Here is a 25,261-nt window from a genome sequence, read left to right as displayed (position 1 = left end):
GAGGGGATCATTCATTCCCGACTACTGTAGGAGTTTCGTAGCCCGACTCTAATGTCTGTGAGAGAGGGGAGCGGTGGAACAGTCCCAGCGTCGACCCGATAACAGAGTAGGCCGATCGCGGCGAACAGGAACCGATTGTCGTTAAAATTTCCCGTTACGAGGGCGTTGAGGAACGTATAACAAAGGATAGCGAACACGGCGACGTACTCGGGCTCGAGGGTTGTGAGGTATCCCTCGATAGTGAAGTAGAGGCCGATCAGTACGAGGAAGAAAAAGAGGCCGGTTCCGACGAGGCCGAGTTCGACCAGGAGTTCGATGACGATGTTGTGTGGCCAATGGGCTCGGTGTCCGGAGACTGCGGGCCAGCTCCCGAGTCCGTGGCCGACAACGGTATTTCCGGAGAGCCAGACGTCGATTCCCGTAGCGATGTAATCAATGCGATTGGCGTACGATGGGTCAGTGTTCCTTGCGAATATCGATTCAAACTTCTCGACGAGTCGGAGCGTATCCCTGAAATAGTAGAGGAGTGCTCCGATACTCCCGATCGCACCGACCACGGGGACCAGTCGAATCGGCCAGTATCGAAGCGGCGTGACGACGAGAGCAAGTGGAATGAGCAATCCGACCGTAATGATGGCTGCGGCGAACGGGCCACGTCCGTCGAGTACGGAAAGAGCCACTAACAGCGGTACGAACAGCGACACCCCGACGAGCGAGCGCCAGATCGACCTCGAGACGAAGAGAAGATACGTCCCGACAATCACGACTCCGAACCCGATCATCCGACCGGTGGTGAGATAGACCGTGTTGAACGGTTCGATGCGAACCGGTCCGTGAAGATAGAGGATCCGCAGTGCTGCGACCGCCGTGATCGTCGCCAAGACGAGGGTCACGGCGAGAAACCGTCGGAGGCGAACGCGGCTCTGACTGACGACGAACGCACAGCCGAGGAAGGAGAGCGTCGTGACGCTTACGAGCCTGAACGCCTTTTCAGTCGCATAGCCGTCGCCCGGCGACCACCGAAGCGAGAACAGCGCGTAGGCGACGAACATGGCGAGGAGGCTCGCCAGCAGAAGCGGCTCGATCCGGAAATCGACACGGCCCGTAAGAAACAAGAAAACTGCAGCAAGAGACACAAGGGCGGCGAACGTCGCCGTCAGGTCGTACGGTGCCCAGTCGAGATGTGGAGACGCCTTGTAGACGCCCGCAAAGAGAAAGAGTGCGAAGACAACCTCGAAGCTCGCGAAATGGCGGAGGGAAAAGAGTCGTCGCAAGAAGGGGGACGACACCATGTTGAATACCCGTTGAGATCCCATGTATATAATGGATAGGATCTTGATCTAAATGCTGAGACAGGCGCTGTTAATAGTGAGCGATTGAGTGTATTGAGAGAAATTATTTATTTCTAGAGTGATTGTAGTAGCCGGCGTAGAAAGTCATCTAAAGAGAGTAGTAGCCTGGTTAACGATGTAGATACGTCAGTTTCATCACGATAGAAGAAGTTGTGGCGTCTATAAGATGTTATCAAAGATAGCCAATTTGATTAAGTTTCCCGGTGCAGCGCGTCGACGACTTAAAGTTCAACTGGTGCGTCCTTTTGTTGATTACCCATATAATACGATTTCCTATACTGAGGAAGACTGGGATAATCTCATTATATTAGATGCATGCAGATTTGATACTTTTTACAATAATAATATCTATGACGAAGAACCGAAACAAGTGCATTCAAATTCGTGTCATACCACAGAGTTTCTTGAGAATAATTTCTCCAAACAAAACCACGATACTGTCTATGTAACCGCCAGCCCACAGGTCGTTGGATATGAGGAAAACTTCCACCGAGTATATCATGTATGGGACACTCATTGGGATGAAGAGCATGCGACGGTGTTACCCCAGGATGTAAACCAGGTGGCGATAGACGCTGCAGAGACACATCCAAACAAGCGGTTAATTATCCACTATATGCAACCACACTATCCGTTTATTGGGCCAACAGCCGACCAGATCGGAGTGCATGGCACATTTACCGGGGGTCAGCGGCAACAACAATATGCTTCCGTCTGGGATCTCTTGTCCGCGGGTAAAGTCGATAGTGAAACCGTTAAGAAGGCTTATGAAGAGAACTTACAGATTATTCTCCCTTACGTTCAAGAGTTAACTGATACACTGATAGGAAAGACAGTTGTTACAAGTGATCATGGAAATCTGTTCGGAAAACGGGTAACGAGACTACCAATTAAGATCGAGGCACACCCACCAGGAGTACCCGATCCAGAGCTCACTGCGGTGCCGTGGCTTGAATTGCCGTATTCCTCTCGAAAGGAAATAGTTGCAGAAAGCCCAGATTCAATCGAAAAAACAGCAAGAAATGTGACAGAGAGGCTGAGAGATCTCGGGTATATGGAATAGCAATGGTTCGTATTTGCGTCTTACTTAGTTCCATTCGACATACAACAATTCCTTATGAACTCTCCAAGAAACTCAATCAAGAGCCAGACCTAAACATTACTATAGTTAGTTATACAGATAAATCGATCAAAGAAATCGAGATTTCACCCGATACCACTTCTATCGCGATTAAACCATTAGGAGCCAACAGTCGTTTCGATCCAATCGCAATACGGGACCTCCGTGAACTGCTCGCAACCGGAGAATTCGACCTACTACACACACATCACAACTTTGTCGGGGCTCTCGGCCGAGCGCTTGCTCCTCGAGAGATGACGATAGTTAATACCGAACATGCAGATCATCGGATTCACTTTTCTACCCTTCAAAATGCGGTTAATGGAACGACCCTCAGACGATCCGATTGTGTTGTCGCGAACTCACGGGCAACGCTCGATTCGTTTTATCGTTATGAGCGATTACTAGTCCCGGCAAGAAAGCGCCGCGTGATCTACAACGGGGTCGACCTCGATAAGATTGACACTGCGCTCGCCAAACCTAACCCATGGCTCACGAATCGGCCGCGAATCACCACGGTCGGGCGACTGATCCCAACGAAGAACCACCGGACGCTCGTCACTGCGTTCGAAACCGTACGAGAGACAGTTCCGGATGTAGAACTGGTGATTGTAGGGGATGGACCCGAACGTGCTTCGCTTGAGGACATGGTTGACAACCGTGGGCTCGGTGACCAGATCCGTTTCACCGGCACCGTCCCTCGAGTAGATGTTTTCCGTATTCTCGATGCTAGCGACGTATTTGCTCTATCGTCACGATCCGAAGGATTCTGTGTTGCATTGGTTGAGGCGATGGCTTGTGGTGTTGCACCAGTCGTAAGCGACATTCCTGTTCTTCATGAAGTAGCAGATGAGACCACTCTGTATGCCTCCCCTGACGAACCTCGGGAGTTCGCCAGCGCCATATCACGGCTACTGAACGATCGTTCTATGCGGGAACAATGGGCAGCCGACGCGAAAAAGCGAGCCCGAACGATTTTCCCTCTCGATCGGACTGTCGAGAAATATCGGTCGTTATATAAAAAACTTCTCTCGGAATCGCAATCTGTCTAGAGGGTTGCATTGCGTCTTCGCGTAGCATGTTGTTGATGAACCCCTTTCTATCAATTTGTGGTTGGTTGGGAAAGTAGTTACAAATCAACATCACCGCTGCTGAACGCAGTGAGTTGGGAGACTCCCTTGGAACTGGCGACCATATCAATAATCTCCTACGGAAGAGAGTTACGTATTGAAGGAATTGTGGAATGATTGGTATGGTTTTCCAGTATCGGGTGAGAAATCTCCAAGCACTAGTTTTGAAAACCAGAGAATACCTACTTCGCAGGCGGATGTTCCACGGGCAGCTACTGAGGTGTGTGAAGAGTTCTATAACACCCTATTCGTATTCAGCGTTGCACGTTGGAGGAGGAGCGTGACATAGGGGGTAGCAGATGGATAATGCGAATATAGGTCACCAGAGCAACGGTATCACGCGAAAACCCACGCCACAATCCTTGTTGCAGCCAACAACAAGATCATGATAGGAATTGCATGCTAAGTTATTCCAGCCAATAACAATGTAATCTCAATGAATCTCTAACTGAAATGTAATTATATCAATTCAATAATATTGATGATTTATTGGTGTCTTCAGAACTACGGTGAAACGCACTGGTCACAAGATGGCTTAATCATCCTTGGCCGCTACGTTTTCCCAGCGACAACGCTCTCCGATCGACAATCTGCTTCCAAAGAGTGAACCACAAGGGTTTATATCAATAAGACTAATCGGGCCGCATGAAAAGGTGGAGGGTGGATGACGTTAGCGGCAGGTGGGGGCCAACTGCACTCGCAGCACTCCTCCTCGGCTGCATCCTCAGCCTCTCGGTGCTCGCTCGTGAGGTGGGTGGGCGTCTGTTCTCCCTTGCCGGCTTCGGCGTGTTTGCGGCCCTCCTCAGCGTCGGGGCACTGCAGTATCGGGATCCGCGCACTGTCCTTGCCCTGATCCGGGAGCGATCCCATCCCCTTATCGTGGGCCCGTTACTCGTCCTCTGGGCCGTCTTTACCCTCCACGCTCTCCGGGCCCCCTCACTCCAGACCGCGTTGCACACGGCCGCGTACATCGCTTTTTCCGGGGCAGCGATGCTCGTCGTCCCTGTTGTCGTGTCCCGTCGAGCGGCCTTTTCAGTCATCGCCGCTGTCGGGGCCGGGCTCATGGCGATCGGCCTGCCGTCGGTCGTCGTCGGGGATATTGCCATCAATGGAGTGACAGTCACGAACACGATCGGCGTCACGCAGACGTTTTTCGGCGTTGATCTCCGTCCACCTGCCTCGATCTTCACCGGACGGAATTATCTGCGGATGGTCTGTGTCTTTGGGGTGGTCTGCTCGGCGGGCCTCCTCGAAGACGGCGGATGGCGGCAGCCGTGGCTCTGGGTTGCGCTCGCGCTCAATCTCTTTGGAGTGGTCGCAACGCAGGGACGTTCCCCGCTGCTCGCGCTCCTTGCCGTGACGCTCCTCCTGCTGGCATACGAAATCGGAGGGCGCCGCGCCCTCGCTGGGGCGACTATTCTCGGATCCCTTGCTGCCGTGGTCGGTTTTGGGGTCGCGCTCGGCCATCTCCCCGGCCCGACTGAGGTACTCCAAACACGGCTTGGAACTCGTGTGGATGATTGGACCGCGGGGTATCACGCCTTTCTCGAGCGACCGATTCTCGGCTGGGGGATTCTCGACGGGCACGCCGCCGCCGAAGCCCATTTCCTCCCCGAGGACTTCACTGGCGTTCATTCTTCGTATGTTAGACCGTTCGTCCTTGGTGGCATTGTTGCTGGCCTCTCGTATCTTGCACTCCTCGGCGGGGCCCTATGGAACGCGTTCAAAACAGTCGATACAGGCCCACTCCACGTGACGGCGTTTGCGCTCGTGGTGATGGTGTTCGTGTTTTCGGTATTCGACGGCGCAACGGTCCTCGGGGCCAACATTACCTCCGTTCTCTGGGCGGTGGCGGTTGGCTATTCCCAACCGGCTTAATAGTATAGAATACTTAGGTTTCTTTTATTATGTAAACACTTCCCTTTCATTTGCTTATTCGATGACTCTTTGATACGCTCTACTACTTTTTGTTGGCTTTGTTAAGGTAGTAACGATCATAGATCACTGATCTGGTCGTGAGATTCCCAGTCCGATGAATAGCGCTAAGGCCAGCGATGCAATTGAGAGGCCGCCGAGCGTGGCGGTCTCCGTGAGCAACGTCAAATAAACGAACGCTAGGGACGTGAGGACGTAGTGATCCCACAGACTGCCAGAGAGAGCGCGGCGGAGAGCAGTGAACCCCGCCACGACCAGTCCCAGAGAGTAGCACACGCCACCAATCACCCCTGAATTGACAAAAATCGAGAGATAGCTGTTGTGAGTTGATGTTTTACCAGTGAATCCCTCACCGATTAATGGAGATGACGTGATTGAAGCTGTAGCTGCCGACCACATGTCCAGTCGCCGCTGTAAGCTCACAACCGCGTGCGCAAGGAAGTCAGACACGAGAAAGAAGAAGACAGACATGAGGACACTAACACCGATCAGGGTGGCGATATATCCTGTCGAGAGCGTTGAGGTTCCTAAACCGTCCGGATTGAGTTGAAGGACAGCAAAGACCACGCCAACAGCCAGAAACGTGAGCATTGCCATCCGGGAATTGGAAAAGAGAAGGCCAACAAATAGAAGAGTTCCGACTAGCGCCCAGCGGCGTGCGCCGACTTGGAGGTAGAGATAGAGTGCCGATAGTGTTGCCAGCCCAGCAACGAATCCGAGCGAGTTTGAGTTGTTGTAAATCGAAGAGATTCGAAAGCGGAACTCGCCGAACAGTAGCCGGCCAGTCATCCCCAGACTCTCACCGCCGAGTAGCCAGAGAACGAGAAAAACGAATCCAAGCGCAACCATTACGGCCCCAATCAGGGCAACAATCGCAGTGAACGCCTCGCGGTGAACTTCAATAAGCGGTGGGGCAACTCCGACAAAGGCTACGAAGACGAGGGGTGTGAGAAAGAGATAAGGGAGAGTTGCCCTCTCCAATGTGACGAAAAACTGGAGAACAAGGACAAGATAGTAGGCTCCAAACAACGTGAGGGTGGCCATGGCAGCAGGCGACCAGTCCCGAAAGATCCCAGATCGGTAGACACCCCCAGCGGCTGCGAGGGCGAGGACAAACATGCCGGCGATCAAATAGCCGACACGGGCAGAGAACAGGAAGGACACCGGAGCCGATCCAGCGATTATGAACAATGCTGCGAAAACTGCCCCATGGCTGTTGTTAGTAGACGGCCCCGACTGCCCGTAGAATCCTATCATTCTTATATCAGAAGGGTGCTCTATTGCCAACAGTTTTGCCGCGGAGGGAGCCTTGTGAAAGGCCCTTCCGATCTGGGCCTCCCTGGATCGCTTCTTGGGACCGCCACCAGGTCAATGACCGTGGCTGCGATAAGATTATACCCGAAACTCTGAATTTGTTGATCATTTTCTCTGAGGGACTATCGCTCGCCGACTTGAGCGACTCATAATCAGGGGTTCCTGAAGGATTAGTATGTCCATACATAGATATCGTCTGTTGCCCTCTTAGTATATTCCCTTGCTGTCCTTATCAAGGATACGGTCATTCATCTTGATGGTGAGTAATTGTCGGATGAGTTTATCTAGATCGGCAAGGAGATCATGACTGCCAAGACCATAGCAGGGACTCAGATCGTTGGCGAACAGGCAGCATCGGCCCCTCTCTCCTGCAAATGTCTTCGCCGTGGATCTCAATGCGTTCACAGCAGGCGCTCACTCGACAGACCGAACGGCGACGACATCGAATTCCTCGGACTTGTAAAGGGGAGTGAATTCATCACTAGCCGCGGCCTCTCCGGGCGTGACCACGGCATATGCAGTTTCATTAGTACTCGTGATCTCGTTGGGACTGGCGATTGATTGGGGCCGGTCAAGGTAGAACGAGAATACCCACCATCGATGTCCGTCAGCTGCATCATCAGTGAAGTAGATTCTCTCCGACTCGGGTGCCTCCCTGAAACTTTCTGCTAACGCCTGTTGGTCGTGATCTTCACCGGTCGCCTGGTGTGGGACGGCAACGTGGAGTGCCGCGATCGTAATTACCACGAAGACGAGACAGCCGACAACGTACACTACTGGTGTAATTGAAAGTGGAGTTGTTTCGAGCCAAGTATCGATAGACGCTACAATCTCCGACGCGAATAAACCGAGACCGATCGCCAGCGGGACGACCATCGGGAGGACATACCAGGAATTGTTCCCGCCGACAACGGCGAAAACCACTGAGGGGCTAAACAACCACCAGACCAAGAATAACTCCGTCCCTGAGCCGCTCCACCCTCGGCGAGCGATTCGGACGGCGAGAAAAACTGTTGCGGCAATCATGACTGGGCCATACCGCAGACTCGTAAAAATAAACGAAAAGTAGGGATAGTTCATAAAGGGAAGGAGGCCACCGGAGACAGTCGCCAACTCGCCGGATGACCGGCCAAGAACCTGCGAGACGACATATTGGTTGATGAACTCTGTAGGGCGGGCCAGATAGGCATAGAGGTGCCAGGGAAGCGCAACGGCGACTGCGGCCGTAGCGCCAAAGATGGCCTCTCGCCGGGCGTACGATCGCCAGTAGAGGCCAGCAAGGGGGAGCGCAATTATGACAAAGACGCCAGCAGCAACACCTTTCGTGAGGACCGCAAGGCCAGCTGCGATCCCACCAGGGATCAGCCATTTGGGATCAGACGTGCCCTTCCAGACCCACCACACGAACAGACTGCCGAAGAGAACGAGCGGCGCATCGGTGTCTCCCGTCCGAGCAGAGTGCCCGAGAAGATAGACAGTCGGAAGAACGAGTAGGATGCACGCAGCTGCAAAGCCTGCCCGCCGATCGAATCGATCACGCCCGATCGAATAACAGAGCCAGGCCAAGCCGATCGCGGCCATCGCGGACGGAAGTCGTCCGGAAAACTTAGAGACGCCAAAGACTCTCATCGAGATTGCCTGGAGCCAGTAGGTCAACGGCGGCTTCTCGAGAAACGGTGTCAGTGCTTCGGGGGTCCAATATATGTGAGGGATAAGCCAATTACCGTCTTGAACCATGTGACGGGCAGCATTCATATATATTGATTCATCCCACGTACGAAGCGGCGGGTTTCCGAGGCCAACGATATAGACGACAGCCCCAATGAGCCCGATCAGCACCAGCAGCGTGCTATCGAGCCCGATACGGCTTGAGAGGAGTGATATCTTGTCACGCACCCGTCTGAACACCCCAGGTGAACAAGCTTTCGGCAGTGTAGTTGACAATGAACCCGACGCCGACCCCAAAGATATTAGCTACCAGATACCATACCCCTAACTGCGTGTGAAGGACATACAGCACGCCGATAGCGACGAGGACGCCTCCAGCCCGGACAGCATTTGACTTGATAAAGCGGCGGAGCAGGGGACCGATCCCAGCCCGCCCGAAGGCCGCGAACGTCCAGCGCTCGTTGATCGCGAACATGACGATGATTGATAGCTCGGCAGCGATCACCTTGGCCAAGAGTGGATCCAACGCGATCAGTTCGACAAACGCAGCAAGCGTACCGTTGTCGACGAGCGCCCCGAGGATCCCGACGCTCAGAAACTGTGAGAAGCGAGTCTCCGATACGATCGACCCAATATATTTGATCACCCCCATCAGTCGTCCCTTACGAGAGTCTCTGATCGACTCGCTGGCAACCGGGAGTGGATCAGGTGTCCATCAAGGGCTTGGGCGCGGTGGCGAACCGAAAGAAGTGCGCGAATCATTCCGGCAGTCGTCGATACGGGATCAACAGTCGAGCCAGGTTTGTCTTCCCACGTAATCGGGATTTCAGCGATCGACAACCCGAGTGCCTCCGCAATCGAGACGAGTTCCAGATCCCAGGCGAACCCCTCTTCGTAGAGGTGAGTGCGAACCTGCGCCCATGCATTCGCAGTAATTGCCTTCGCACCGCACTGGTAGTCGTAGAGAGAGACCGGGAGGGTTGCGCGTGCGACTGTCGCAAATGTGTCTCCGAGGCGACGCCGTAGGCGTGTCTGGTGGGAGGTAACCGTCGCCGCCGGATGACGGCGCGACCCTACCCCGACGTCGGCCGAGCCGTCCTGAAGCGGTCGGAGGATGGCAGCAGCCGACGTAACTGGTGTCGACCCGTCGCCATCCAGAAAGAGCATGAGATCAGTATCTAACGCCTCAAACCCCGCTGTGATCGCGGACCCCTTTCCCCGACGGCTCGACGAGATCGACACGGTGGCTCCGGTCTCCGAAATCGGTGTAATACTTTCCGATGAGATAGGAGCATCGAGTTCCACTCGGATCGTTTCGGGTCGGAGACTATCGACGATGGCTCGAACATAGGAGGTGAGTTGGCGAGTATCTGGCCGGAATGTCGGGATAACGATCCCAATTGATGTGTCGGCGGAAGTATCTAGATTGGCCATAGAACGGAAAGTAGCTTTGATAACCGATTTGAGGAATCATTATTCAATCTATCGGAATCGCTCTTGTGATGGAGATTGTTGATGGCAGGAGTTGTGGTTGAAGGTCGAAGAGGGCATGGCACCGCGTTAGGGTCTAGCGTAAGCTATTGACGTCGAGGAACTGGTCGAGCCCGGCAGCAGCGAAGCTGAGTTGCTGTGTCAGATCGAGGAACGTTTCTTCGACGAGAGCGCGGACCACTTCCGCGCTCTCGGTTGAGACTGGCGAGAGATCATGTTTGAGTTTCACCCAAACCGGTTCGATTGGCTGGAGATGCGGTGACGCAACGGGCAGAACACTAAGACGATACCGAGTTCAGCAGCCTTCTCACGTGAATATGCGCAGATGCATCCGTCTTTAGTTAGGAGACGAACCGCGTGACAGCGGCGGCTTATCGAGACTTCTTTGCGAGAGGAATGAGGAGGCGACGGCTGTGCACACCAAAGCTTCCTCATCTCGGCTTATGCGTAGATCCACGATGTCGTGGACGATCTCCACCGCGAGTACATCGACGTGGAGGCCGAAGCGGAATTCAAGCGAGGGCCGTACGAGGGAACGCGGTCGCTGGATACGAAGCGGTTCCGCGTCGTCGGCGTCCGCACCGATGACGCCGACGACTACCATCTCTACATCACGAATCTGCCCAGAGAGGAGTTCTTGCCGGCTGATCTTGCAACGCTGTACCAGTGTCGGTGGGAGGTGGAGTTGCTGTTCCGTGAACTGGCCGCAGTACGAACTCGACGAGTTCGACACGAGCAACCCGGAGGTTGTCGAGATTTTGCTGTATGCGGCGTTGCTGTCACTGCTGGTAAGCCGTGATCTGCTGGCTCTGGTCACCGAGGAGGCTGACGATGAGATCGTGTTTCCGCCGGAACGCTGGGCGTGCGACCTTCCGTTCACACGCCTATCTCATCCTCCACGAACTCGGCGAATACCTCGGCTATTCGCCACCGCCGCTGCTGGAGCGATTGATCGAGGACGCCCAGAAGATTCACCAAGAACGATTGATCCTCCAAGAGACGCTCACTACCGCTACGTAACCGAGGTCTGAGGGCTAACTAAAGACGGATGATTCGCAGATGTGTGACGAGAAATTGTCTAAGACGAGCAGAATCCGACCGGTCGGATTCTGCTCGCGAACCGCTTCGAACATCTCCCCAATCCGTTCTTGTTCGAGCGAGTTAAGCGATCTGAGAACGCTTGTCCCGTTGACTGCGTAAAAGCCAGCAGCTGTGGTTTTGACATCTGGCGTGTTCTTACGAAGGCGTGGAGTGCCGAAGCCCCAGAGTCGGTGTTTGTTGTCGGTCGGAATCGGCCAGGGGTCACCGAAAGAAGCCGAGTACCGTCTCGCCGTGATCAGCGGCTTCCAACTGTTCGGTCCGTGACGATCTCTTCTGCGTCGTCTGATTGGCTTGGTGTCTCTGGTCATAGAATTGCGTAGGACATCCCGTAGGTGTGCCGAAGTAACCGGGAGACGTGGCCCGAGTGACACCTGACGTCGAACTCATCTTCGATGGACTCAACGACCTCGATAGTCGTCCAGGGTTGGCCGTCTTCGAGTAATCGCTGGAGATCTCGGGATTGTTGATGGGACAGCTTCGGGGGCCGGCCGCCCCCGAAGCGTGGAATCAATCCATCGGAGCCATACTTGTTCTATGGTAGTCGTTATAACTTTTTGCCCAGAGAGTGTTGCTGACTGTAGTGGATTATCTCGACGAGATCTCTGTCGAGGAATTGCAACATGCCCTCGATAATGTGGACGGAAAGAAGCCGACGCAACGGCTCTTAGCTGCAATCGCGTACAAAAACGGCGTCACGCAGACTGAACTTTCCGAGTGGTACGACGGTTAACGGCGGTCAATCTATAGCTGGCTCAAGCGACTCGACACCGACGAGTCGCTTTAGCAGACTATCACTGATGCTCATTGGTCTGGACGAAAGCGAAAGCTCTCAAAATCAGAGCGAGCAGAGTTCAACGAAGCAGTCCACGAATCACCCGAAAACGTTGGTAATTGACGCACCGGCGTGGACGCCGGCGCTCGCTCAGCGGTATCTCGAAGAATCCTACGATGTCGAATACTCGATCCCGAGCTGCCGGCGGTTGCTCAAAGAAACGAGATTGAGCTATCAAAAACCACGCCGAACAGCCGCCGAATCTGATGCTGAGGAGTAAGACACGTTTCACGAGGAGCTCAAAAAAAAGAGGCGGGAAATGGACGCCACAGTAGTCTGTATCGACCAAACCAAGAAGTCCGGCCAGGTCGAGCCGCGTGCCGCGTGGTTTCCGCGCGGCACGCGGCCAGCTGTCGAATTATCCGGTCAACGGGACTGGACGTGCCTCTTAGGCGCAATCACCGAGAACGGTGATCGCTTTTTCTCTCGGTTCGAAGAGTACGTAACCGCTGATCACGCGAAACATTTCATCCTCGCGTTATGCAAAGAGTTCGAAGATGATCTGATTGTCGTGCTGGACGAACGCCGTACTTCCAGGCGTCGGCCGTCACGGACCTAGCGGCCCGTGACGACCTCGCGTTCGTCACATTACCGGCGTACTCTCCCGAACTCAATCCGGTCGAGGAGTGCTGGAGACAACTCCAAGCCGCTCTCAGCAACCAGTTCTTTGAGTCCCTCACTGAACTCACGGCAGCGATCGACACCGCTCTCGATCAACTCTCAGTTCCTCAAACGAGCAATTATTTCTAATGTATACTATAGCGTTCGAGCCACTGGCTCCCGATACTCCTGCTTGCACCGATATGACGTGTCGCCTCCTTGAGCGTGGGAGGACAGAAAGACATGGAACAAAGAATGAGTGGGCTTATATGCGATCCACGTGCCTTTCTGCATACCCGAATCTAATTCCCACACATGTCAAATAGTGATACGCAGGACGCTTCGCGGCGCGAGAAGGTCGATGCGTTGATCCACGTCGCTAAGTACAATCCCCGACTCACCGCCGGAGTTATTGGCTTCGGCATTTTCGCCGCCACACTAGAGGGGATCGGACTGAGTTTTATCCTTCCGATCATCGAACTGGTACAGTCGTCAGGTTCCGTCGCAAACACCGGCGGGCTCGCGGGCGCGTTTGCAAGCGCCTACCAGGTGGTCGGCGTACCCTTGACTCTCGGGACCGCCGTGGTGGGGGTGGCGTTCGTGATGACAGCTCGATACGTGTCGAGTTTCCTTGTAGACTGGTTTCGGGCGGCTCTCCAAACTTACTACATTCGTGACCTCCAGACAGAGGCGTTCGGGAGCGCGCTGAGCGCACGGGTCTCGTACTACGACGAGGAAGGGTCCGACGACATCCTGAACGCGATCATCACTCAGACATTCTACGCGGGACGAGTGATCAGTCGTGTTGTCAAGCTACTCGAACAGTCCTTTCTCGCACTCGTGTACGGTCTGATCGCTCTGATAATCTCGCCCGTGCTTATGCTCATCACGGCAGTCGTCCTCGGTGGCGTGACGTATCTATTGCGAAGCGTCATCGAACCTGGATACGAGATCGGGGACGAGGTCGCGGACGCGAACGAGCGCCGTCAGGAGACCGCACAGGCCGGGACCCAGGGAATTCGTGACATTCGGATTTTCGGCGTCGCCGACGAACTCTTCAGCGACTTCCGAGATGCGGTTCAGCAGTACACTACCTCGCAGATCACGCTACGGCGCAACGAGGCTGCCCTCCAGAATGCCTACCAGCTTACGGTCGCGGTGTCGGTGTTCGTGTTGATCTACTTGTCGCTCACCCTGGTGAATCTCGAACTCGGTGCCCTCGGATTGTTCCTGTTCGCCATGTTCCGGCTTGGTCCACGACTGAGCAACGTCAATCGGTTGTTCTACAAGGTCGAGAACGACTTGCCACACCTCGTTCGAACCCAGCAGTTCATCGACGAGTTGAGTCAATACGAAGAGCCGGACGACGGAGCCCGATCGACCCCGGAAAGCGTGGAGTCCGTCGCGTTCGAGGACGTACGGTTTTCCTATGACGGTGACGAGGAGGTCCTTCGGGGAATCGACTTCAAGGCCAACGAGGGCGAGTTCATCGCGTTCGTGGGGCAGTCGGGAGCTGGGAAATCTACGATCGTCTCGCTGCTCTCGCGGTTGTACGAGCCGACCGACGGCGAGATCCGTGCCAACGGGATCTCGATCGACGAGATGGACATCCGGGAGTGGCGCGAGCACATCGCGGTCGTGCGCCAGGACCCCTACATCTTCAACGATACTCTGCGGTACAACCTCACGATCGCCGACCGGGAGGCATCCCAAGGAGAGATCGAGCGGGTCTGCGAGATCGCGCGGGTGGACGAGTTCATCAAGGACCTCCCGAACGGCTACGACACGTTCCTCGGCGACGACGGCGTGCGCCTCTCGGGTGGGCAACAACAGCGCGTCGCGCTCGCGCGGGCGCTGCTAGAGGACGCCGACCTTCTCCTCCTGGACGAGGCGACCAGCGACCTCGACTCGAACCTCGAAAAGGAGGTCCAGCGCGCGATCGAAACGATGGACCGCGAGTATATCATCGTCACTATCGCCCACCGGCTCTCGACGGTGAAGAACGCTGACCGCATCTACACCGTGGACAACGGCGAGATATCCGAGGTCGGCGACCACGACGAACTGGTCAAGAACGACGGGAAGTACGCGGAGTTGTACGCAATCCAGGCGAGTGGGTGATCGCTGACCACTACCGATAGCCGAGCGCTTCGAGTTGGCGCTTTCGCTGGGCGTCGGCGACGCCCTTGACGTCATTCGATTGGGTGCGGACCGCTGGGAAGGTCGCGTCTTCGAGTATCTCGCATCCCAGAGCCGAGAGATTATCGATATTCTCGTCGGTCCCGTCGCGTCGCCTGATCGCCGTACCGTCGGCTTCGGTCAGGCGGATCGACGTGTTGGACTTCGAGATGACGTGGCGCTCCGCAGTCGCCGCGAGCGGGTGGGCGTTCTCCGGAAGTCCCTCCGGGTTCGCTCCGATCGTTTCCGCGATGGTGGGGATGATATCGGCGTGCTGGACGAGGTGTTCGAACGAGGTGCCCGCATATTCGCCGTCAGGATACTTCACAAGCAGCGGCGTTTCGATGAGTTCGTCCGGCGGGTCGATGTCCATCGGATGGAACATACAGCCGTGTTCACCGAACAGCTCACCGTGGTCGGCCACGAGAACGATCAACGTCTCGTCGTACCAGCGTTTCGTCCGTAGTTCCTGGAGTAACCGAGCGAGTTCGCGATCGAAATATCGGATATTGGCGTCGTACAGCGCTTCGAGGAAAGCCATATCGTCGGGATCGATCGGGTCCTTCTCGTGTTCATAGTCGTTGAGCCACGCGATCTCCTCGTCGGTGCGATCAATCTTGGGGCCATCAACCGCCATAGAGGGGATAAACGGCTTGTGGGGGTCCATGTAGTGTCCCCACACGAACGCGTCGTCGGCTACGAGGCGGCGGAGCACGAAATCGGTCACTCGATCCGCCGACCATGTCGGTTTTTCAAGGGCATTCGAATCCTCGTCGGTCCCGTTTCGCCCGGCGGCCAATTTCTTCACTGCGCGGTAGCTCTTGACTACCAATTCCGACTCTCGAAGTCGGGTGATCTGTTTTACGCGGTCGATTCCGGAGGGGGACCAATCCGGGGCGTGCTGGTCGTGGAAAGCATCGAACCCGTGATCGTAGCCCCGCTCGGCCGTCAGGTGCCCGTTGTTCGAGAAGCCGGTGGTCGGCTCGTCGAACAGGTCCGCGATGGTCGGGACCGTATCCGGGAAGCGTCCATCGCCTACGACCGGATGACCCGCAATGATGCCGGGAAATGCAAAGGGCGTCGCGTTGCCGTGCGAATAAGCGTTGGTGAACTGCGCGAAGTCGTCTTTGAGGATCGGCATCGACTCAGGGAAACACGCCTCGGTGAAGCGGTCCGCGCGGAGCGTGTCCACCGAGAGGAGTACGACCGGACTGTAAGTATCCATCATTGACATATTCTTGTGGTCCTTCGTCAAATCGTTTTCGACATAAACGACCGATTACTGGCAGGCCTACTGACACCGAAATCTCGTGCCACCAAGACCTCAAGTTATATCTGTTCTCCTGTACTCGCCACCATAGTGCAGATTCTTATTACCGACTATCACTGCGCTTCAAACCGCGGTGACGCAGCGATTCTCGAAGGTGAGTTAGCGGCACTACGGAAACAGTTCCCCGACGCAAAGTTTACAGTTGTCACGCAGTATCCGGAGGCAGCACAGACGATCAACGGCGTGGATGCGGTCCGACAGCGTGCAGTACCGTTCAACTGGCTTCCCTTGCGTAAAAATGCCGCTATGGCCTATTTGCTTGCGACCGCACCGTTACGTAGATTCGGGCTGATACCACCCAAAACGCGTGCGATCGTTGACCGGCTCGGGTTGCAGCCGTATCTTGAAGCCGATATCGTAGTCAGTACTGGCGGAATGTTTCTCACCGAGATTTATTTTCCTAATAAATACGGTGTGCTCTGGGAGTTGCTATTCGCTACGGCACTCGGAACGCCAACCGTCGTGTACGCCCAGACACTTGGCCCCTTTGAGGACGAATCGCTGCGCTCACGTGTGTCATGGGTACTTAACCGAATCGATCTTATTACCACCCGCGATGCACGTTCGAAGAAGATTCTCGAAGACATCGGCGTCACGGACACGCCAGTCCAGCACACGGCAGACGCCGCCTTTGCGATGCCTGAGACTCCGCCGAAACCGAAGCCCATCCAGCGAGGCAGCAACGCGCAGAGTGGCGGAGACCTCAGTACCTCTGGAAACCTTGATGTCAGCATCTCGACGCGTGAGTGGTCGCACTTCGAATCTGAGGATGGGGCAAAAACCTACAAACAGGCACTCGCGGCGACGGCTGACTGGCTCATTGAGGAGCACGACGCGAGCGTGACGTTTCTATCGACGTGTACTGGCTGGGATAGCTATCACAAGGACGATCGGATCATCACATACGATATCGTCGATCGGATGTCTCACAGCAACTCCGAGCGTATTACTATCGACAAGGGCGAGTACACGCCCTATGAACTCCGTAATCGCTACGGGTGGATGGACCTGCACATTGGCACCCGAATGCACTCGAACATCCTCGCCATGCTAGCTGAAACGCCTGTGGTAGCAATCGGCTATCAGTTCAAGACGGCTGATCTGATGGAGCAGTTCGGACTTACCGAGTGGGTAATCGATATTGAAGATGTGACAACTGAGTCAATGATCGAACTGGTTGATTCGATGGTAAAGGACAAAGAAGCGACACGGCAGCAGATCCGCGAACGACTGCCAGAGGTGAAGAGTCAAGCGGAGCGAAATGCCGAACTAGTCGCGGAATACTATCGGGCCGTCAGCCCTTCTCCTTTTGGAACTGGATGAGGGAAACTCCATAAAAACCCTGATGTATTTGGAGCGTGAAGTACATCATGGAGTCACTCTCTACGACTAGAACAGAAACTGCTTTCCCACGATCCTATCAGGAGTTCTGAGCAGCGATGTCTCGTACCCTTTTTCGAGCACGGTAGGCTATTGGATATAGCGATTCAGGGATGAAATCTCGCTTTGTGCGCGGAGAACGTCCGTCGCTTTTAAATGACCCGATATCCGCATCAGAGAGCCACTCTACAAATTCTTGTGCGCCGTTTATCGGGTACTCTGATTCCGGATCAGCAGCTGCTTTGAGCTCGCGCCACAGACCGACATGCACAGATTTGAATGTCCACACCCCTCTAATGAGTTTTCGTCGGATATCTTCAAGAGTCGTTGCGTCGAGAGGATAGCCGTGTTCACATGGATCAACCCCAGTAAAGAGAAGTCCGAGGGCCGTCCGTGAGCATTTCTCGCACTCCATACAGTTCTGTGCGTCGTGGTGACGAAAGCACGAACGAATGTGGATAGGGCGGTCATCGGAGCGGATATACTCACTGATCTGTTCGAGTTTGTCTTGTCGAGTAATCCCCTCACCGACGAGTTCGGCGTGAGCGTTCGCCCACTCAAGTTGCTCGATAAGTCTCGGATGTATTGCAGGTTCGAGTTCAAAGTCTTGATGACCTGACGAGACATATACCGTATCGATTTCGTCCGTTCCTACGAGGGGAGCACAGAGCCCTATCATGCCGAGACCGTACTGCAAGGTAGCCCACCACCCTCGAGAAACGTTCGAGCGGTAGTAGTGATCAAGAAGCGGGTACTCAAGAATCTCGCGGTGATTGGAGGCGATTGACAGCTGGTCAAGCCCGCGAGGGGTAGCGAACTCCTCGACATGATTCTTGACTTGATTGAACTCCTCGGGACTGTCAAGCGAAATATCTGAGCCGTGTATCGTGACAAGTAGTGGATCCTCTTGGCGGTGCTCTACATAGGAGTAATGTGAGTCGACACCACCGGAAAACAGCAATGCACTCTTGCTACCAGCTTCAGGTTGGTGGTTTTCGACGAGGTTCCCGAAATAAATATCACCTGTGGGCCCAAACTTCGTTGGAACCTCTTTCCACGCTGCCTGAAGCGCATATAGCGTGTAGTAGAACGTCCGGTCAAGCTCAGATACGTATATATCCGCACTCTCTGCCCATGCCACCGGAACAAGGGTTGTCAGAGCAGGGATCACGAGGATATTATCAGGGAGTGAACTTACATCACAGCCATAAGATACCCAGAACGTGTTACCAGTGAATAGGTGGTCAAATGTTGACCGGAAATTAACCTCACATGTATAGTTATCGATTGTTGACACATCTTCGATCACGAGTTTATTGGCCATGTAAAGTGTTCGTCGATCCGTCAGTTGTGCGTTTAGTCTCTTCGGTTCTCTGATCTGCTGTGTTGAATTGCCATAGGACGCGGTGATCAAAGTGATTCACAAAGATGCTCGATGTTCGAGACGGCGAACTTGAGAACGATTTCGCGGAACTCTCGATACCAAAAGTGCGCTCGCACGGCGGAGCCGAGCGAGCGCTTGACTGACGAGTACGATGTCTCAGCCATCCAGCGCTGCGAGTATCCGGCAGCCCGGATCAGAGCGTTGTGACCGACAAAATCTGGCGTCGATCCCTGGCTGAGAACGAGCGGATCGACATCAAGCGTGTAGAATCGAACCTGTTAATCCAGCTGTGGGACGCTTTGTCGGCGGCGACCGACAGTAGGTCGTCCACATTCCGGCGGACGACCTGCGGGCCAGCCTTCACATCGTGCTTCCAGTGGATCGAACACTGAACATCCACGACAGCGAGCGATTCCATATTGGTAAGTGTCGTCACCTTCAGCTTCTGTATGTCCCGATCCAATCGTTGGAGATTATATTGTGAGGCGTGACCACGTTCGAAGAACGTACTATCGAGAGAAACATGGCCGGATTGCGGGTGTTGTTCCGCTGAAACGCGGAGCAACGCCCGTCAGACAACCATATTGAATCGATCGAACGGCTGGTAGATGGTACTGTAGTCGGGGACATTAATAAGGAAAGAGCGTGTCATACAATAGTTCTCAGCAGATATCATCCACAGAGAGTGGTCTGAATAGAACTCCCTACTGCCGAGATCAACGGAGCCAGGCACGATATGGAGACCGTATAATCCCCGGGTAGAGGATGTGAGACGAATTCTATGACACGGTGAAGGAAAAGGTTGAGAATCTCGCGGAACTCGGCGAAACACCGAGGATTCTCGGTTTCGCGGTAGCTATAGCGCTCTTGGCGGCGATAACAGTGGATAACGACGTGCTTCCAGCGGGCAGCCCGCCGAAGGTGGGCTTGCCCGCTCGGTTCCTCAACGCTTGTTTGGTTAGCCGCTTACAGATTCTGATGAAGTCGAGGAAATCGACCTCTACCATATCGGTCTTCCTCGGCCTTATCCTTGCTGATGTGACAGTCTACCCCGACGCCCTGCCTCTATTCAACACTACCACTCATACAACATTCAAAGCCGAGTAGAGTGAGCCGCCTCGTTCGCGTCAATTGCTGCCTGAAATGATTTCACCAATTCATCAACCGCTGTTTCGAGACCGAACTTCGTAATGACCGATTCACGTGCCTGCCGCCCCATCGCCTGCCGATTATCGTCGTCGGCCAGCAAACCCGCAAGCGCCTCAGTAAGTTCTTTGACGTTTCGTGGTTCGACCAACCGCCCATCGGACCCATCCGTAACGATCTCGGGGATCCCCGCGACGGTCGTAGAGACACACGGGGTAGCCATTGCCATTGCTTCTTTGAGCGCCACCGGCGAACTGTCACGATCCCCGTCGCCGGTAATCACCGAGGGAAGCACGAAAATCGTAGCGTCATCGAGTTCCTGGTACAGCCGTTCGTCGCTCACACGCCCGAGAAACGTCACACGATCTTCGACACCGAGTTCTGCCGCCCGTTGACGAAGCATCTCCTCGCGCTCGCCAGTACCGACGATATGATACTCGATCTCCGGATACGTCTCAGCGAGTCGCGCAATCGCCTCGATAGCGTAGATAACACCTTTCTTCTCGACTAGCCGAGCCACCGTCAGGATACGTCCGGGCACTTCTTGATCTGTGGGTTCGAACTTCGATACTTGGGTGGTTGCCGGAACCACATCGATAGGCTTCTCAATGTCGAAGTGCTCGCGGAGATATGAGCGGTTATACCGGGACGGGACGATCACCCGATCGATCCGGTCAAACAATATATGGAGCATTCTGACGTTCGGTTCCTGGAAGATCTCGTAAGCGTGGGCAGTTACGGTGCAGGGGATTCCATAATATGCAGCGACGTAGGTTGCGGGGAGCTTGTTCGGATGGGCGAAATGGCTATGTATGAGATCGAGTTCCCATCCGAGTTCGTCAACATATTCTATACATTGCCGAGCGAGATGGAGATTTTTGGCGTGGTTTTTTAGATGAGCACGATACAGAGACCGGTGTAGGACACGGCGATTGATAATCTCGGGAGCCAATAGATCGGATCCATCAGCTATCGTCGGTCTTTCGGCGTAGCGAACTGAAACATCGAGTTCGTCGTACTCATCATGTTGTATGTCTTCACCGGGGTCCTGTCGAGCGAACACGGCAATATTGTGACCTCGGCGTTTTAGTTCGCTGATCTCGTTTAGCACGAAGCTTTGTGAGAGCTTTGGATAATTCTTTAGATAATAGAGGATGTTCATCTGGTATCCCATGTGGAGTTGCCCCTCCCCTTGAAAGACTCGAATATAGTTTCTCCACTCCCCACCTGCCAAATGTTATTTATTTCATCACACGCCCTTGAACCGATGGCCGCTCATCTCGGTGAATTTCGTCATTGAGGACCTCAACGACCGCTCAAAGCGTTATTCGCAGAGTTGGTGTAACTTGCACGGCGGCGGAGATTCCAAGGAAGCCGCACGGAATGTCACCGTTTCGCTCCACGGAGATGTTTCAACTGCCAATCGACGGCTTTAGGCGAGCGGGTATGACTTCTCTACGAAAATGAGCCAAACGGACGAATCACCTTCGGCAGACCCGGCCCTCTCGGTCGTTATTCCAGTGTACAACGATCCCTACGGGATTCGGACGACGCTCGAATCGCTTACTTCTCAGACGTATCCCATACATTCTTATGAAATCCTTGTTGTAGATAACGACTCTGAAGACGACACTTGTAAGGTAGTTCAAGAATACTGTGAACGCTACCCTGAATTGGTTACCCTCCTAACTGAAGACGAGATCCAAAGTTCATACGCCGCACGCAATAGAGGTATTGAGCACGCGAACGGATCGCTCATTTCCTTTATTGATGCCGATATGACTGTTGAGCCAACCTGGGCCAAATCGGTGGTTGACTCCTACACTGAACACGGGTGGGACTACATGGGTTGTGAGATGATCGTATACACTGAGGATTGCGAATCACTTGCTACGATATATGAACAGTATTTGTCTGGATTTCCAATACGGCGATATATGGAAGAACAATATTTCACTGTAACTGCCTGTCTTACCGTCCATCGAAAGGTGTTTGAAATCGTTGGCCGCTTTGATGCTCGGGTCATTTCTGGAGGGGACATGGAGTTCGGCAAACGTGTTCACAATGCGGGATTCAAGCAGTATTTCGAGTCAGATATTATAGTGTATCATCCGGCTCGGGCGACCCTCTGGGAGCAACTTTCGAAGAATCTCCGGATCGGACGGGGTACGGCACAACTTGCGTACCATTACCCAGACCGGTTCGAAATACGGAGCTTCCTTGATCCGCGACGATACCTACCTCCCAATCCAGGTCACATTGCGGAAAAGATTACCGACAGATCATCGCTGCGTCCGAACAAGATCATTGCTATATTTGCTATCGCCTATCTTTGCAAGTTATTTAGGTCTTTTGGAGCGCTTATTCAATATATTAATAGAGAAGGTACACATCCTATTTCAATTAGTGTATGAAGGATATCGCCTCATTGTCTGACTAACACCTGACTCAATGGAGACCTCCGAGAACCGGCCGTCAAGGAATCCGACCACTGATTGGCCTCATTTCGGCTTTTATCAATTTATTAACTATAATGCATGGAGAGTATCACATAGCGATCAATTCTACAATTGTTCCTAAATACGACATGTATGCCGAATGTGACCAATATATTTCATTAATTGTATACGAACTATCTACGAGAATTGTCGTACTAGCCATCGTTTGATCGTCTGGGACGTCCGATAAGTGCACCTCCCGCCAAGAGCTGAGAACCAGTATACGTAACTTTCAAAATTGGTTGGATTGTATAGGATTGACTTTGTTAGAAACTCTCGTGCAAGCGCGTATTGGTTATTTGAGAGCGCGGCATATCCAAGATGAAATAGAAGACAACCACGCCGACGCCGCCTGAACCATTGACCGTACTCTGCTGCACAATCATCGAATTTTTTATACAGGAGAGGATACGTCTCTGTTATTTTCGTTTCAAGATCGTCGCTAATCTGTTCGTGATCCGCGTTGTAACGGACAACCAATGGTTCTGGAACCGCGGCAAAATGGGCTTCCTTGGACAACCGGATATAATATTCCCAGTCTTGCCAGCTCGGGAATCGTTCGTCAAGAAGACCAGTTGAATTGATAGTCCCAGAGTCTACTAATAACGCCGAAAATGATCCGATGAAATTTTCTAATAATAGTTCTTTCGTTACCTCTCCTTCGATTTTTGGAGTTTTTACTGAATTCGTCCGCCCCTTGCTATCGACATTTTTAATTCCAGAATAGACCACACCAACACTCTCATGCGCCTCATTATATGTCTTGAGTTGAGCCTCAATCTTTCGAGGATGCCACTCGTCATCATCGTCAAGAAATGCAACAAACGCGCCCTTTGCCGCTTTGAGGCCAGTATTCCGAGCGGCACTTCCACCGGAATTCTTCTTATGAGAAATATACCTGATTCGGGGATCCTCATACCCCTTAACTATTGATTTAGTAGCATCGGTAGAAGCATCGTCCACAACCACCAACTCAATATTATTATAAGTCTGTTCCAATACACTATCGAGAGTTCTCGGTAAGACATCTGCTCTGTTATATGTTGGTATTACCACACTTATAGTAGGCGCATCATCACTAGATAGTGAAATCGGCTGTGCGTCATTTACCATACATAGATCGCCTTACGCATATATAATTATATATCGGTTCGATATATTGATTCAATACATTCTTCATCTTAATCTGGACAGGGTCTTTTTAGATCGTAGATAGCGTATACCTATCAATCTAATCATTATCTTATTGGTTTCTCGTCCATGGTGGTACGAATCGACTATCACAAGCGGTAAAACGATGACGATAGAACCCTCTCCCAAGTGAGACCCCGATGGAACAGCCGAACGTAATCGTTCTCGTGATGGACACGGCGAAAGCGGCTGCCCTCGGGGAGGTACGCGACCGAAGGGAGACGGCCATCTCCGGGATCGCGAGCGAGGGAGTCGAGTACACGAACGCCACCGCCGCCGCCCCGTGGTCGCTTCCGTCCCACGCGTCGCTGCTCTCGGGCACGTATCCCAGCAAGCACGGCGCCCATGCTGGCTACAAGAAGTTGGAGTCGGACGTCCCTTATTTACCATCGCTGTTCGAACGCCACGGCTACGAGACGGTCGGCATCTCGAACAACACCTGGATCAGCGAGGAGTTCGGCTTCGCCGAGGGGTTCGAAACCTTCTACAAGACCTGGCAGTACGTCCAGTCCGAAACCGACCTCGGCGAGATCGCACGGACCGAGGAGGGGACCGACAAGCTGCGTGCGGTCGCCCGCCGGATGATCGACGGCAACCCGATCACGAACGTCGCGAACGCCGTCTACGGCCAGTTCCTCCGCAAACAAGAGGACGACGGTGCGAAACGAACCAACGAATGGGTCGACGGCTGGCTGGACGACCGAGACGACACCCGGCCGTTCTTCCTGTTCATCAACTACCTCGAGCCCCATCTCGAGTACAGACCACCCGAGACGTTCGCCGACCCCTTTCTCCCGTCGGACGTCTCCTTCGAGGAAGCGATGGACGTCTCCCAGGACGCCTGGGGCTATATCGCCGGAAAAAACGAGATCTCCGAACGCGAACTCGACGCCCTCCGTGGACTGTATCGAGGTGAACTCGCGTATCTCGATCACCGTATCGGGGAGTTACGGCAGCTCCTGAAAGCGGCAGGCGAGTGGGAGGAGACGGTCCTCGTAATCACCGGCGACCACGGCGAGAACATCGGCGATCACGACCTGATGGACCACCAGTACTGTCTCTACGAGACGCTGCTCCACGTCCCCCTGATCGTCCGTGGCAGTGCCTTCACGGGCGGTATCGAGAACGACCGGCTCGTTCAGCTCACCGATCTCCCGCCGACCCTGCTCGACGCGGCCGGGATCGACGCCGAGGACGCCCGCGAGGCGTTCCAGGGGCGTTCCTTCCACCCCGACGCGGGAACGGATCCCCGCTCGAGAGCCGTAGCGGAGTACCTCGCCCCACAGCCCTCGATGGATGCGTTCGAGAAACGCGTGGGTGAACTGCCGGACCACGTCTCCAAGTACGATCGATCGCTCCGGTCGATCCGATCGAACGGCGACAAGCTCGTTCGAGGGTCCGACGGCTCTCGCGAGCTGTATCATCTCCCCGACGACCCCGAGGAACGGACCAATCTCGCCGAGGAACGGCCCGAAACCGTCGCCGATCTCGAATCCGAACTGGACGACTGGCTCGAGTCGTTCGACCACGCCGAGAGGGCGGGCTCGGTGTCGATGACCGACTCGACGAAGGATCGCCTCGAGGACCTCGGCTACTTGCAGTAGTTATCGA

General features: G+C 54.1%; 17 protein-coding genes and 4 pseudogenes. 10 read left to right on the top strand and 11 right to left on the bottom strand.

What is annotated here, in order from left to right; translation table 11 throughout:
- Positions 1 to 11 precede the first annotated feature (11 nt).
- Positions 12 to 1,316, bottom strand: coding sequence for an O-antigen ligase (locus tag DVH23_RS04845; RefSeq protein ID WP_157972332.1), 1,305 nt, complete (start codon positions 1,314 to 1,316; stop codon positions 12 to 14).
- A 202-nt stretch (positions 1,317 to 1,518) separates the two neighbouring features.
- On the opposite strand from DVH23_RS04845, the gene DVH23_RS04840 reads away from it, so the two are divergent.
- The 3 genes from DVH23_RS04840 to DVH23_RS04830 all read left to right on the top strand — a co-directional run bounded on the left by DVH23_RS04840 (position 1,519) and on the right by DVH23_RS04830 (position 5,480).
- On the top strand, positions 1,519 to 2,415 hold the full coding sequence (locus DVH23_RS04840; RefSeq protein WP_232833701.1) for a hypothetical protein: 897 nt from the start codon (positions 1,519 to 1,521) through the stop codon (positions 2,413 to 2,415).
- Positions 2,416 to 2,417: 2 nt separating this feature from the next.
- Entirely contained in the window at positions 2,418 to 3,524 is a 1,107-nt protein-coding gene (locus DVH23_RS04835) for a glycosyltransferase family 4 protein (RefSeq protein ID WP_114576286.1), read from the top strand.
- A gap of 723 nt (positions 3,525 to 4,247) precedes the next feature.
- Positions 4,248 to 5,480, top strand: coding sequence for an O-antigen ligase (locus DVH23_RS04830; protein ID WP_114576285.1), 1,233 nt, complete (start codon positions 4,248 to 4,250; stop codon positions 5,478 to 5,480).
- A gap of 123 nt (positions 5,481 to 5,603) precedes the next feature.
- Here DVH23_RS04830 and DVH23_RS04825 read toward each other — a convergent pair whose 3' ends face one another.
- The 4 genes from DVH23_RS04825 to DVH23_RS25230 form a co-directional block, all read right to left on the bottom strand.
- Positions 5,604 to 6,824: an O-antigen ligase gene (locus DVH23_RS04825; RefSeq protein ID WP_157972331.1), complete on the bottom strand. Its 1,221-nt coding sequence runs from the start codon at positions 6,822 to 6,824 to the stop codon at positions 5,604 to 5,606.
- 441 nt (positions 6,825 to 7,265) lie between these two features.
- Positions 7,266 to 8,747 carry a glycosyltransferase family 39 protein gene (locus DVH23_RS04820; protein ID WP_157972330.1) on the bottom strand — a complete coding sequence of 494 codons (1,482 nt, stop codon included), beginning with the start codon at positions 8,745 to 8,747 and terminating at the stop codon, positions 7,266 to 7,268.
- Positions 8,740 to 9,171 (bottom strand): GtrA family protein, encoded by a 432-nt coding sequence (locus tag DVH23_RS04815; RefSeq protein ID WP_114576282.1) that lies wholly within the window; start codon positions 9,169 to 9,171, stop codon positions 8,740 to 8,742. The genes DVH23_RS04820 and DVH23_RS04815 overlap by 8 nt, the downstream gene beginning before the upstream one ends.
- Entirely contained in the window at positions 9,171 to 9,953 is a 783-nt protein-coding gene (locus DVH23_RS25230; RefSeq protein ID WP_114576281.1) for a glycosyltransferase, read from the bottom strand. Before DVH23_RS25230 ends, DVH23_RS04815 begins: the two co-directional genes overlap by 1 nt.
- A gap of 508 nt (positions 9,954 to 10,461) precedes the next feature.
- On the opposite strand from DVH23_RS25230, the pseudogene DVH23_RS04805 reads away from it, so the two are divergent.
- Positions 10,462 to 11,030 (top strand): annotated as a pseudogene (locus DVH23_RS04805) (transposase); the annotation flags it as partial.
- Positions 11,031 to 11,415: 385 nt separating this feature from the next.
- Here the strand turns inward: DVH23_RS04805 and DVH23_RS25225 are convergent.
- Positions 11,416 to 11,631: pseudogene (locus tag DVH23_RS25225) on the bottom strand (winged helix-turn-helix domain-containing protein); the annotation flags it as partial.
- Positions 11,632 to 11,691: 60 nt separating this feature from the next.
- On the opposite strand from DVH23_RS25225, the pseudogene DVH23_RS04795 reads away from it, so the two are divergent.
- A pseudogene (locus DVH23_RS04795) lies at positions 11,692 to 12,693 on the top strand (IS630 family transposase).
- Between the two features lie 165 nt (positions 12,694 to 12,858).
- Entirely contained in the window at positions 12,859 to 14,664 is a 1,806-nt protein-coding gene (locus DVH23_RS04790) for an ABC transporter ATP-binding protein (RefSeq protein ID WP_114576279.1), read from the top strand.
- 10 nt (positions 14,665 to 14,674) lie between these two features.
- Here the strand turns inward: DVH23_RS04790 and DVH23_RS04785 are convergent, their stop codons facing one another.
- Positions 14,675 to 15,949, bottom strand: a complete 1,275-nt coding sequence (locus tag DVH23_RS04785) for a sulfatase (RefSeq protein ID WP_157972329.1) — start codon at positions 15,947 to 15,949, stop codon at positions 14,675 to 14,677.
- 132 nt (positions 15,950 to 16,081) lie between these two features.
- Between DVH23_RS04785 and DVH23_RS04780 the strand changes: the two genes are divergently transcribed.
- Positions 16,082 to 17,374: a polysaccharide pyruvyl transferase family protein gene (locus tag DVH23_RS04780; RefSeq protein WP_157972328.1), complete on the top strand. Its 1,293-nt coding sequence runs from the start codon at positions 16,082 to 16,084 to the stop codon at positions 17,372 to 17,374.
- Positions 17,375 to 17,471: 97 nt separating this feature from the next.
- Here the strand turns inward: DVH23_RS04780 and DVH23_RS23490 are convergent, their stop codons facing one another.
- Positions 17,472 to 18,755, bottom strand: coding sequence for a hypothetical protein (locus DVH23_RS23490; RefSeq protein WP_157972327.1), 1,284 nt, complete (start codon positions 18,753 to 18,755; stop codon positions 17,472 to 17,474).
- Between the two features lie 86 nt (positions 18,756 to 18,841).
- Positions 18,842 to 19,446: pseudogene (locus DVH23_RS24515) on the bottom strand (transposase); the annotation flags it as partial.
- A 158-nt stretch (positions 19,447 to 19,604) separates the two neighbouring features.
- Between DVH23_RS24515 and DVH23_RS04765 the strand changes: the two are divergent.
- Positions 19,605 to 19,922 (top strand): hypothetical protein, encoded by a 318-nt coding sequence (locus DVH23_RS04765; RefSeq protein ID WP_114576275.1) that lies wholly within the window; start codon positions 19,605 to 19,607, stop codon positions 19,920 to 19,922.
- Here DVH23_RS04765 and DVH23_RS04760 read toward each other — a convergent pair.
- A complete protein-coding gene (locus tag DVH23_RS04760) occupies positions 19,909 to 21,135 on the bottom strand; it encodes a glycosyltransferase (RefSeq protein WP_114576274.1) in 1,227 nt (408 codons plus the stop codon). The two genes, DVH23_RS04765 and DVH23_RS04760, sit on opposite strands and share 14 nt — an antisense overlap.
- A gap of 289 nt (positions 21,136 to 21,424) precedes the next feature.
- Between DVH23_RS04760 and DVH23_RS04755 the strand changes: the two genes are divergently transcribed.
- Positions 21,425 to 22,375: a glycosyltransferase family 2 protein gene (locus DVH23_RS04755; RefSeq protein WP_114576273.1), complete on the top strand. Its 951-nt coding sequence runs from the start codon at positions 21,425 to 21,427 to the stop codon at positions 22,373 to 22,375.
- A gap of 222 nt (positions 22,376 to 22,597) precedes the next feature.
- Here the strand turns inward: DVH23_RS04755 and DVH23_RS04750 are convergent, their stop codons facing one another.
- A complete protein-coding gene (locus DVH23_RS04750; protein WP_114576272.1) occupies positions 22,598 to 23,572 on the bottom strand; it encodes a glycosyltransferase family 2 protein in 975 nt (324 codons plus the stop codon).
- A gap of 218 nt (positions 23,573 to 23,790) precedes the next feature.
- Here DVH23_RS04750 and DVH23_RS04745 point away from each other — a divergent pair, with 218 nt between their 5' ends.
- Positions 23,791 to 25,254: a sulfatase gene (locus DVH23_RS04745; RefSeq protein WP_114576271.1), complete on the top strand. Its 1,464-nt coding sequence runs from the start codon at positions 23,791 to 23,793 to the stop codon at positions 25,252 to 25,254.
- Positions 25,255 to 25,261: the final 7 nt, after the last annotated feature.

This window comes from Saliphagus sp. LR7 (genome assembly GCF_003344565.1).
Classification (GTDB): Archaea; Halobacteriota; Halobacteria; order Halobacteriales; family Natrialbaceae; genus Saliphagus; species Saliphagus infecundisoli.
The sequence above is the reverse complement of the archived record's forward strand: the minus strand, read 5'-3'. Positions and strand labels throughout refer to the sequence as shown.